A 7769-nucleotide genomic window follows, 5' to 3' on the forward strand; every position below is an offset into this window, starting at 1 on the left:
CCGGCATGCTGCGCGAACTCGGCATGCTGCCCGACCCCGGCATGCTGCCCGGCACCGGCATGCTGCACGAACTCGGCATGCTGCCCAACCCGGCACGCGGCCCGGCACCGGCGGGGCAGCACATGCACCGGATGCGCTGAACACCGGCGGGCGGGGCGCGCTATCGGCCGGCCCGGTATCGGTCGTGACGACCGGCCTGCGCCGAATCCCCGCGGCGGGGTCCTGACGGCGGCCGCCTCGGCGCGGTGGTTGCCGGCTGTCGCGTCGTGCCGCGCGGGCAGCGATCTTCCGGGGTGGCTCCGAGTCGCGAATCGGGCGGCGGACGCCGGAACGGCGAAGTAGCCCGGCCGATCGGGCCGGTGCGAGCTACTCCGACGAAAAGCGAGGCGAGGGCGAACCGGTCGCCGTCGGGTCAGGACGCGCGCTGGTCGGCGGCATTCCGACCCGGCGCACGCTCGGGCGACGGCGGCGCGCCGAGCGCCGCGGCGAGTTCGTCCGCGTCGTCCTGATCGTCGTTGACCTGTTCCAGCGCGAGCCGGGCGAACACCCACTGCTCGGTGGCCGCCATCTGACCCCGGCTGCGGCCGAGGAAGGTGACGAACCACTGGATGCAGGTGATCAGGCGGCTGCGGTAGCCGATCAGGTAGTACAGGTGCAGGCCCAGCCAGGCCAGCCAGGCGATGAAGCCGCCGAACTCCAGCTTGCCGACCTGGCAGACGGCGCTGAACCGCGACACCGTCGCCATGCTGCCCTTGTTGAAGTACTTGAAGGGCTTGCGCTCCTCCGGCGGCAGCCCTTCGAGGCCGGCCTTGATCTGCTTGGCGGCGTAGGTCGCGCCCTGGATCGCGCCCTGCGCCTGCCCGGGCACCCCGGGCACCGACATCAGGTCGCCGACCACGAAGACGTTCGGATGGCCCTTGATGGTGAGGTCGGGTTCGACGATGACCCGGCCCGCCCGGTCCATTTCGGTGCCCTCGGAGCGCTCGGCCAGCATCTTGCCCAGCGGGCTGGCCTGCACGCCCGCCGACCACACCTTGCACGAGGATTCGATGCGCCGGGTGGTGCCGTCGGGATCGCGGACCGTCACGCCGTGCGCGTCGACATCGGTGACCATCGCGTTGAGCTGGATCTCCACGCCCATCCGCTCGAGCCGCCGCTGCGCCTTCGCACCGAGCTTGGGGCCCATCGGGCCGAGCACCGCGCCCGCGCCCTCGATGAGGATCACCCGCGCGTCGCGCGGATCGAAATTGTCGAAGGTGCCCTCGAGTGTGCGGTCGGCGAGCTCGGCGATCTGCCCGGCCAGCTCCACACCGGTGGGGCCCGCGCCGATGACCACGAAGGTCAGCAGCCGATCGCGGACCTGCGGCGAGGTCGCCACCTCGGCGCCCTCGAACGCGCCGAGGATGCGCCCGCGCAGTTCGAGCGCGTCGTCGATGGTCTTCATGCCCGGCGCATAGGTGGCGAACTGGTCGTTGCCGAAGTAGGACTGCTGAGCGCCGGTCGCCACGATGAGGCTGTCGAACCGCGTGACGGTGTCGTGGTTGAGCAAGCGCGAGCTGACCGTATTGTTCTCCAGGTCGATGTCGGTGACCTCGCCGAGCAGTACCCGGACGTTCTTCTGCTTGCGTAGCACGAGCCGGGTGGCGGGCGCGATCTCACCGACCGAGAGGATGCCGGTGGCGACCTGGTAGAGCAGCGGCTGGAACAGATGGGTGGAAGTCTTGGAGATGAGAGTGACGTCCACGTCGGCGTGCTTGAGGTGCTTGGTGCCGAACAGGCCGCCGAAGCCGGAGCCGATCACCACCACCTGGTGACGACGCTTCTCGACTGGCTGAGTGCTCATCGTCGTGCTCCTCGACAGACCAGGGGCTCGCCCCGCCAACGGTTGACAGGCCTAACCGTAGTCGGCCGGTCGGCGGGCGTCACGACGAGAGGGCATTACGGCGTGTGCGCCGCACCCACCGCCGGACTCGCGGCGGGTGCGGCGACAGCGAAAGATCAGCGGCCGGCGAGCAGGATCTCCGCGAGCTTCGTATCCGTCTCGGCGCCTTCGGTGTAGCCGCCCTCGGAGCCCATCGCGGTCATGATCGACAGGGTGTAGCGCTCACCGGGACCGGCGAAACCGACCGAGTTGACCACCCAGCCGCCTTCCTCCTGCGACCAGCCGTTCTTCAGGCCGGGACGCATCGACGCGCCCGCGCCCCACACGCCCCAGTGCTGGTTGGGGTCGACCCTGCGCATCAGATCCAGCAGGTAGGCCCGGTCGTCGGGGTGCATGACGTCCAGGACGTGGCCCATCAGCCGGTCCAGGTCGGCGGGGGTGCACTTCTGGTACGACCAGTCCGGGAACAGCGGACCGTTGGTCGGCAGCGGCACCAGGTTCACCATCCCGTTGGCCCGGAACGCGTTGTTGTAGGCCATCCGGTCCGCGCCCGCGTGCTTGTTCCACAGCAGATCGGTGGCGGTGTCGTTGGAGGTGGCCATCATGGACTCCATCAGGCCGCGGTCCTCGGGGGTGAGCACGAGCGCGCCGACGCGGGCGCGATTGAGCAGGTCGGCGGCGATGGCGAGCTTGATGGTGGAGGCGGTCCACACCGAGTCCTCGGCGTGCTCGTTGGCGTAGACGGCGCCGGACACGCGGTCGCGCAGCACGTACCCGGTGACGCCCGGTCTGCCCGCCAGGTACTGGTCGGCGCTGCGGATCCGGTTGCTCAGATCGCAGTCGAAATTGTCGAAGCAGCCGCCGGGCGCGGCGTGGGCGATCGGCGCCGCGGCGCCGGGGAGGAAGGCGGGCGCGCTGGGGATCAAGATCGCCGCGGCGGCAAGGACACAAGCGGTTGCGGCCACGCGGGGAATGGCCCCGGTGGCGGCCTTGGGAGAACGCACGAGGGACGACGATCGCACACCTGAGCGTCAGATGCACGTCTTGAGCTCGGCGTGCGGATGTGCTAGACGCGCTGATGCCGGTGTCGCGGAGGATTCGATTGCGCCGCACGGTATTTCGCGAACGCGTGGCGCGGCGGCTCAGCGGAGGGCGGCGCGCAGGTCCTCGACGGCGCGGCCGTTGAGCCGGTGACAGTGCTCGAACGCCTCCGAATGCCGATCGCGGGGCCAGGTGTGCAGGACCACCGCGCGCCCGTAGTGCCGGGTGTTGACCAGTTCCCAGCGCTCACCTACGCGACGCACGGTGAAACCGTCCTTCGGGACCAGCGGGAGGACCCTCGCACCCATGAACGCGGACCAGCCTTTCGACACGACTCGTTTCCGGTAGCCCCCCTGTGGGAGGAGACTGTGGCATATCACCGCGTGCGATCGACGGTGACACGACCGGCTCTCGCGCCCGGGTGTGTTCCAACTCACTCCCGGCGGGCGGGCCGGGGGAGTTGCGCGCCGGTCGCTGACGTATAAACGGACCATGCCGCTGCACATCCATCGGGCCGAGCGCGCGGACACTCTGGTCGACGCGCTCGCCGCGCGATCGGCGGTGCCGCAAGCGGATCCGTTCGCGCCCGAGGTGATCGCGGTGCCCGCCAAGGGCGTCGAGCGCTGGCTCACGCAACGGTTGTCCGGAACCCTCGGGGTGTCCGCGAACGGGTCCGACGGGATCGCGGCGAACATCGACTTCCCGTCACCCGCCGCACTGGTCGCCGGCGTCCTCGCCGCCTGCACGGGCATCGATCCGGAGCAGGATCCGTGGGGTCGCGAGCGGCTGGTGTGGCCGGTCCTGCGGGCGCTGGACCGCGCGGTCACCGAGCCGTGGTGCGCGGTGCCCGCCCGCTATCTCGGCGCGGCCTCGGGTGGACGTGACCATCGCATCGGCAGGCGCTACGCCACCGCCGCGCACCTGGCCGCGCTGTTCGACAGCTACGGCGCACAGCGTCCCGAGCTGGTGCTCGACTGGGCGCGCGGCGGCGAGGGCGACGGCGCGGGCGGCCGGGTGCCCGAGGATCTGCGCTGGCAGCCGCGACTGTGGCGGATGGTCCGCGAAGAGGTAGGCGTGCCCGCCCCCGCCGAGCGCCTGGCCGACGCCTGCGCGAAGCTGCGCGCCGAGCCGTCCCTGGTGGAACTGCCCGACCGGCTCTCCCTGTTCGGCGTGACCAGGCTGGCGACCGATCAGCTCGCCGTGCTCGACGCCCTCGGCGCGCACCGCGAGGTGCACCTGTGGCTGGTGCATCCGAGCCCGGCCATGTGGCGCGCGCTCGCCGGCCACCGCCCGGCCGGATCCCGGGCCGAGGACACCAGCGCCGCGGTGGTGCGGCATCCGCTGCTCGCCGGGCTGGCGCGCGAGGTCCGCGAACTGCAGCAGCGGCTGTCCGGCAGCGCGGTGTGCGAGGACGCCGACGGCTACCTCCCGCAGGCCACCCCGGACGAGCCCACCCTGCTGCACGCCTTGCAGGCGGGCCTGCGCGACGACGTCTGGCCGCCCGTCGAGCGGGTCGCGGCCGACGGCACCGTCGAGGTGCACGCCTGCCACGGACCGGCCCGGCAGGTGGAGGTGCTGCGTGATCGGCTGCTGGCGCTGTTCGCCGCCGACGACACCCTGGAGCCCCGTGACGTGCTGGTCATGTGCCCCGAGGTGGAGACCTTCGCGCCGCTGGTGCGGGCCGCCTTCGGGGCGCGCGGCGGTGAGGAGCCGGGCGAGCAGGCCCATCCGGCCCAGCTGCTGCGGGTGCGACTGGCCGATCGTGGTCGCGGCGTGACCAATCCGCTGCTCGCGGTGGCACGTACCCTGCTGGAACTGGCCGACGGTCGTGTCACGGTGACGCAGGTCCTCGACCTGGCCGCCGCCGAGACCGTGCGCCGCCGATGCGGTTTCGACGACGATGCCATCGAGCGGTTGCGCGAATGGGCCGCCGCCTCCGGTGCGCGCTGGGGCATCGGCGCGCGGCAGCGCCAGGCGTTCGGACTCGCGGATTTCGCGCAGAACACCCTCAACGGCGCCGTGGACCGCATCCTGCTCGGCGTGACCGCCGACGAATCCGGCGACGACTGGCTCGATCTGGCGTTGCCACTGGCCGATGTGGACAGCAACGACGTCGATCTGGCCGGTCGCTTCGCCGAATTCATCGACCGCCTGGCGGTGTGCCTGCGCGATCTGCGCGGCCCGCGCCCGGCGAGCGAGTGGGCGCACGTGCTCGGCCGCGCGCTGGACCTGCTCACCGACGTGCCGGAGAACCAGGCCTGGATCCGCACCGAGGCCCGCGCCGAGATCGCCGCCGCCACCGGGTCCGCCGGCGGCCCCGCCGATGGTGCCGCCGCGGACGTGCCGCTGCGGCTGGCCGACGTCACGGTGCTGTTCACCGAACGTCTTGCCGCCCGGCCCACCCGCGCCAATTTCCGCACCGGCGAGCTGACCGTCTGCACGATGGTGCCGATGCGCTCGGTGCCGCACCGGGTGGTGGTGCTGCTCGGTCTCGACGACGACGTGTTCCCGCGCGCCGGTGGCGTGGACGGCGACGACGTGCTCGCGCGCGAGCCGCTGCCGGGGGAGCGCGACGCCCGCGGCGAGGATCGCCAGCTGCTGCTCGATGCCGTGCGCGCGGCGGGCGAGCGGCTGCTGATCTTCCACACCGGCGCCGACCCGGTGACGGGATCGGTTCGGCCACCGGCGATTCCGGTCGCCGAGCTGCTCGACGCGGTGCGCGCGCACGTCGGCGACGAGGCCATGACCACCGTGGTCACCCGGCATCCGCTGCAGAGCTTCGACCGCCGCAATTTCGATCCGGCCCGCCCCCGTAGCTTCGACCCCGTCGCACTCGAGGGGGCTCGCGCCGCCGCCGCGATCGCGCGCCCGGCGCCGCCGCTGCTGGCCGCACCGCTCCCGGCGCCGGAACGCGCCGATGTGGCGCTGTCGGAACTGATCTCCTTCGCCGAGCACCCGATCCGCGGATTCCTGTGGCAGCGACTCGGATTGCGGGTGCCCGAACACGAGGAGGACATCGCCGAGAACCTGCCCATCGAACTGGACGGGCTGGCCAAATGGGAAGTGGGCGAACGGATGCTGGCCGCCCGGCTCAACGGCGCCGACCCCGCGGCGCTGCGCCGGGCCGAATGGCGGCGCGGCACGCTGCCGCCGTTCCAGCTGGGTGCGGCCGTGCTCGCCGAGATCGAGCACACCGTCGAGACCCTGGTGCGCGCCGCCGCACCCGATTACGCCGCCGAACCGCGCGCGGTCGACATCTCGGTGGACCTCGGCGACGGCCGCAGGCTGGTCGGCACCGTCCCGGAGGTGCGCGGTGACGCGCTGGTGCGTACCACCTACTCGCAGGTGAAGGCCAGGCACCGGATCGCGGCCTGGGTGGGCCTGCTGGCGCTGGCCGCCGCCGAGGACCGGCCGTGGCGCGCGGTCACCACGGGGCGCGGCGGCTGGCGGCGTCCGGCCTGGCGGTGCGAACTCGTCGCACCGGACCGCCCGGACGCCCTCACCGTGCTGCGCGACCTGGTGCGCCTGCGCGACGAGGGCCTCACCGAGCCGCTGCCGCTCACGCCCGCCGCCTCGGCCGCCTACGCCGACCGGCGGGTGCGCGGCGGCACGACCGAGGACGCGGTCCTCGCCGCGGAGCGCGAATTCAACGGCAAGGCAGAGGGTTTCAGCGCCTTCGGGGACCACGCCGACCGGCATCTGCGCTACGTCCTCGGCCCGGCCCCGCGATTGGACCATCTCCTGACCACCCCAGCGCCCGCCGGAACCGCCGGTGAGCCGACCCGATTCGGCGCGCTGGCCGTACGGCTGTGGGCGCCGTTGCTGGCCGCGGAAACGCAGAGGCAGCCGTGACCGTTCCCCCCACGACCATCCCGCCCCGCGCGACCACGATCGCGGACGGGCTGCCCGGCGGCGACACCTTCGACCTGTGCGCGCCGCTGCCCTCCGGCACCACGGTGCTCGAGGCCAGCGCGGGCACCGGCAAGACCTACGCGATCGTCGGTCTCGCCGTGCGATACGTCGCCGAAAGCCGGGGTGCGGATCTCCGAACTGCTGCTGGTCACCTTCTCCCGCTCGGCCACCCGGGAACTGCGCGAGCGCACCAGGGACCGCTTCGTCGCCGTCGCGACGGCCCTGGCCGATCCGGGGGCCGCCCGCGCCGCCGACGACGAACTGATCGCCCACCTCGCCGCCGCCCCCGACGACGAAGTGCGCCTGCGCCGGGCCCGGCTGCTCGCCGCGCTGTCCGATTTCGACGCGGGCACCATCGCGACCACCCACAGTTTCTGTCAGCGCATGCTCGACGAGCTCGGCGTCGCCGGCGAGCGCGACCCGGCCGCGCGCCTGGTCGAAGCCGTCGACGACCTGGTGCACGCCGTGGTCGAAGACCTCTACCTGCACCGCTACGCCCGCACCCAGCCGCCGTTCACGCTGCGTGAGGCGCACGCACTGGCTCGCGAGGCCATCCGCGACCGCCAGGCGCGCCTCGTGCCGGAGGACGAGGGCGCGGCCGGTGAGCGGGTGGCCTTCGCCGAGGCGGTGCGCACCGAGACCGAACGCCGCAAACGCCTCGCCGGAGTGCGCGATTTCGACGACCTGCTGGTGCTGTTGCACGACGTGCTCGCCGATCCCGGTCACGGCCCCGCCGCCCGCGCCCGGATCAGGTCGCGCTTCCGCGTCGCGCTGGTCGACGAGTTCCAGGACACCGACCCGCTGCAATGGGACATCCTGCGCGGCTGCTTCCACGGCCACCGCACCCTGGTGCTCGTCGGCGACCCCAAACAGGCCATCTACGCCTTCCGCGGCGCCGAGGTGCTCAGTTACCTCGATGCCGTCGCTCTCGCCG

Annotated in this window: 4 protein-coding genes and 1 pseudogene; 2 read left to right on the forward strand and 3 right to left on the reverse strand. The window is 72.6% G+C overall.

Translation table 11 applies throughout. The annotated features are described in order from the left end of the window. Positions 1 to 412 precede the first annotated feature (412 nt). From ON26_RS12420 to ON26_RS12430, 3 genes are all read right to left on the reverse strand, one after another. Positions 413 to 1843 (reverse strand): NAD(P)/FAD-dependent oxidoreductase, encoded by a 1431-nt coding sequence (locus ON26_RS12420; protein WP_040796253.1) that lies wholly within the window; start codon positions 1841 to 1843, stop codon positions 413 to 415. 155 nt (positions 1844 to 1998) lie between these two features. Continuing rightward, entirely contained in the window at positions 1999 to 2886 is an 888-nt protein-coding gene (locus ON26_RS12425; RefSeq protein WP_040796254.1) for a serine hydrolase, read from the reverse strand. 138 nt (positions 2887 to 3024) lie between these two features. Then, entirely contained in the window at positions 3025 to 3231 is a 207-nt protein-coding gene (locus ON26_RS12430; RefSeq protein ID WP_040796255.1) for a hypothetical protein, read from the reverse strand. Positions 3232 to 3415: 184 nt separating this feature from the next. Between ON26_RS12430 and recC the strand changes: the two genes are divergently transcribed. Together recC and ON26_RS12440 are read left to right on the forward strand one after the other, a co-directional pair. Then, positions 3416 to 6775 (forward strand): exodeoxyribonuclease V subunit gamma, encoded by a 3360-nt coding sequence (recC, locus tag ON26_RS12435; protein ID WP_040796256.1) that lies wholly within the window; start codon positions 3416 to 3418, stop codon positions 6773 to 6775. 17 nt (positions 6776 to 6792) lie between these two features. After that, positions 6793 to 7769, forward strand: a pseudogene (locus ON26_RS12440) (UvrD-helicase domain-containing protein); the annotation flags it as partial.

Origin of the sequence: Nocardia higoensis NBRC 100133 (assembly GCF_000308595.1) — a bacterium.
GTDB lineage: Bacteria > Actinomycetota > Actinomycetes > Mycobacteriales > Mycobacteriaceae > Nocardia > Nocardia higoensis.

Bases quoted from the DNA above. Each gene is read 5' to 3' on its own strand.
- ON26_RS12420 (WP_040796253.1), bottom strand. From the start codon at position 1,843: ATGAGCACTCAGCCAGTCGAGAAGCGTCGTCACCAGGTGGTGGTGATC.
- ON26_RS12430 (WP_040796255.1), bottom strand. From the start codon at position 3,231: ATGGGTGCGAGGGTCCTCCCGCTGGTCCCGAAGGACGGTTTCACCGTG.
- recC (WP_040796256.1), top strand. From the start codon at position 3,416: ATGCCGCTGCACATCCATCGGGCCGAGCGCGCGGACACTCTGGTCGAC.